Source organism: Moorena sp. SIO1F2 (assembly GCF_010672755.1).
Lineage (GTDB): Bacteria > Cyanobacteriota > Cyanobacteriia > Cyanobacteriales > Coleofasciculaceae > Moorena.
This window is the reverse complement of the sequence record NZ_JAAHFV010000522.1, coordinates 1-3306: the sequence shown is the minus strand read 5'-3', so window position 1 is coordinate 3306 and position 3306 is coordinate 1. Positions and strand designations below refer to the sequence as shown.

Annotated in this window: 2 protein-coding genes and 1 pseudogene; all 3 read right to left on the bottom strand. The window is 43.6% G+C overall.

Features of this window, described 5'->3' with window-relative positions:
- Positions 1-1216: O-antigen ligase (locus F6J94_RS32115; protein WP_293047655.1), on the bottom strand; the 1216-nt coding region annotated here is incomplete at its 3' end.
- Positions 1217-1460: 244 nt separating this feature from the next.
- On the bottom strand, positions 1461-3134 hold the full coding sequence (locus tag F6J94_RS32110) for an alkaline phosphatase family protein (RefSeq protein ID WP_075897712.1): 1674 nt from the start codon (positions 3132-3134) through the stop codon (positions 1461-1463).
- A gap of 62 nt (positions 3135-3196) precedes the next feature.
- A pseudogene (locus tag F6J94_RS32105) lies at positions 3197-3306 on the bottom strand (ABC transporter ATP-binding protein); the annotation flags it as partial.

Here is a 3306-nt window from a genome sequence, read left to right as displayed (position 1 = left end):
TCTTAAGCACCGAAAGAGCTACAGATGTGTAGAGCACCCAAAAGATATTGTTTTGTATCATCACTGACGTCTCAGTGATATTGGCTAACACGGTATAGGTTAAGAACAATAATGGCCAGAGATTCTCTGATGTTTTACTTACACGAAGCCAAGCAATAGCTCTTAGTAAACTAAAACTAAATCCAATTAGGTAGATTGATACTCCCAAGATTCCTAAAGCTAGCCATAGGTCGAGCAAGCCGTTGTGGGCGTTGGGAGCTGGCCACAATACTGCACGCCAGACATAGGCAGATTCACCATTAAAGCCATTCCAGAATGAACCATAGCCATAACCGAGCCACGGCTGTTTATTAATCATGTCCAACACGAAGGGCCATAGCTCTGTACGACCGGTCAAGGTAGCATCCTTACCGATTGCACCTAGCAAAGCGTCTGCATTATCTAACAACCAGATTAAGACGCTGCCTCCGAATGTTGTCATGGCAAATATAGTCGGAATCAGTAGGTCATATCGCCACCGTAACATCCGGTATAGATATAGAGAGAGTAACATAATTATAAGACTAACCAGTGCAGTTTTGGAAGTTGTAAATAGTAAAAGAATTACGGAAAAGCCAAACCCCCCCCAGAACAGTAAATTATTTTTTTTGCCCCGAATAGCCAGGAGCAAAAATACAACTGCACTGGGCACCATGACTTTGCCAAGAACATTTTTATGGACGTATATTCCTCGCCAAGTTCCAGCATGAACTCCCCCCATAATCCCGTATTTCGGCAGAGCCACAATAAACATAAAACTGAGCAATACTGCTACTCCGAACGCCCAACCCAGCATTTCTAGCTGTTCTTTGATGGTGTAGCGGCTGGCGAGGTAAACACCAAACAAAGTTGTGCCAATTAGGGCAACAGCACGGTTGATGGTCGTTGTTGGTTCAGAAGACCAGAAAATAGATACTACTGCTATCCCCACCAACAGACTGAGCCACCTATCTTTACTGAGGACATAAAGTACCTTTTTCCACCGTAGTGTTAGGAGGAAAAAGGTAACGAGATAAATTAATACGAACAGCAATCTACTGAGGGAGGAATCAAATTCTTGTATGACATCCCCCTCACTTCTGCCTCCTGATAAAATTACAGTGAGTACTCCTCCTGAATAGAGCACCAAGGAAACAGTAGTGAAAATTGGTTCAAAAAATGCCAACAGTTTTCTCATGAACCCTGGTTTATATTGAAAAATTGTAATTATAAATTTGTATTCATAATACTGTATGTAAAAGTTGCTAAGCTGTTTTGAATTTAAATGCACAACAGCTTAAAGCAATGAATGAAATTGTTTAAACTTAATAGCATCTGGCCAGCTAAGAGTGCATCCACACCCTTAAACCGGCTGAATCTAAGAGGCTCAGGAATTACCCAGATAGGGAAATTAAACCCTATCCCTAGGTTTGATTTATATCTCAGGCTGAGATAGATAAATTCGGACTAAGTAGAGATTTGCCATCAAAGTAGTCCGGAATCGGTGCTCCCATCAACCTCAAGATGGTTGGCGCTATATCTACAGGATGAGCTTCTGGCAAACTAGAACCGGGGGTAATTCCTGGTCCGCTTGCCATCAAAAAGCCTCTGGCTCGGTGACCACCAGGACGATTATAGGTAATTGGACCAATGCGTCCCACATCAGGACTATCCACTACATCTGTGGGACACTCGTGCCATACGACTACTAGGTCAGCATCTGGCAGTTTGGGGTTATCATCTGTGGCGACGTTATGGGTGCGCACTACTTGTTTAACTAATGGTTCTCCTGTCCTGCCATCGGTAAGGCGATAAAGGAAGTCTGTTAGGTTATCGCACAGAGCATCATACTCGGAAGGGTCAACAATACCATCTCGTTCCCGTCCTTTGAGGTTGATGCGAATATGTCCATCAGCAAAGGCGGGTAAAGCAAAGGCTTTCATCTTGGGCCAGAGGGGAGTATATAGAGTAGCTGGCATCCAACCCAATTGCACCTTGTGCTTCATGAGGGGATAAGGAGAGAGTAAACCGTGCTGGCCAGATTGTAAAAAGGCTTTATGGGTCCAGGTGTTGAACAACTGCTTAATGGGATTGGGTTCATAAATCTTTCGCCATACTTCCCCTGGCCAAGAGTTGCGGATTGGACGAGTAATTGGTGCTGGGGGAGTGACTCCGATTTTGCTGGGAGTAATGGCATACTTGCCAGGGAAGTTATACCGATAGAGCAATTCTGGCAGGAACATCATGCTCATCAAATCTGTAACATTGGCAGCCATGCCATGAACTGCGAAACACAAGATATAGACATCCTTAGGGGCAGCAGCGATAATTTTTGCGATCGCATCATCCACCGCTTCAAAGATTTTCAGCATCGGGTCTCCAGCCTTACCATTCTTTTTGCTCTGGTAAGGGTAGAGCTGGTGATCTGGTTGGCTGCGGTCCCACAGGTCATGACCAGCACTGTGAGTTTCACCGAAAGCGGTCACGAACAAGTCCCACGGTTCACGCTGAAGTAAATCCCGGCAAATCTCTGAGCGAGTGGAGATACTAGTTTTTAGAGCTTGCTGAATCCATTTAAAATAAACTGGATCCCACCAGCGACCATTATCTTTATGGAGCACTGGGTTTTTGCCGTATTGGGCAATAATATTGGGCAATAATTCCGGCGGTTGGGAATGGCTTGGCACAAAGGGATAATGTCCCCCCCAACCCAAAATTTGTAAGCCATTAATTTGATCTGACAGTCCTGATACTGGTACATCAAAGGCAGCAACCCGGTAGTCATTCCCTAAGGCATAAAATGGATTATACTCTTTATAATCGTATCCACTATAAATTTTGTCGCAGACTACTTTATAAGTTTCTGGATCAAATTTTATGGTATCCCAAAAACCGGTTTTATCTGGTAAACAACCGGTAGAAAACATTACCCACAAGGGTTCAGTGGATGAAAATTCAACTGTCTTATTGTTGTAGTTAACGGTATTGTTCAGGCGACCATAGATTCCTTGTTGCCGTATTTTGTTGAGGGTCTTCAGATGTCCTTGGGACATCCACTTCTCCAACAATAGCGGGTCAGCTGCATCCAGTCCAATAGCAATTACAGGGGTTTTCATGGTAATATTCTAGATTTTATATATAAGTAAAGCTAATCCATAAGAGCAGGTCTGGTTGACTAATCATGAGTAACCATAACTACGGTAATACCTGTATCGTGAAGTTCTCGGAAAAGTTTTAAAACTTCTAGAGTAGTTTGGGAATCCAAAGCACCAGTAGGCTCATCCGCTA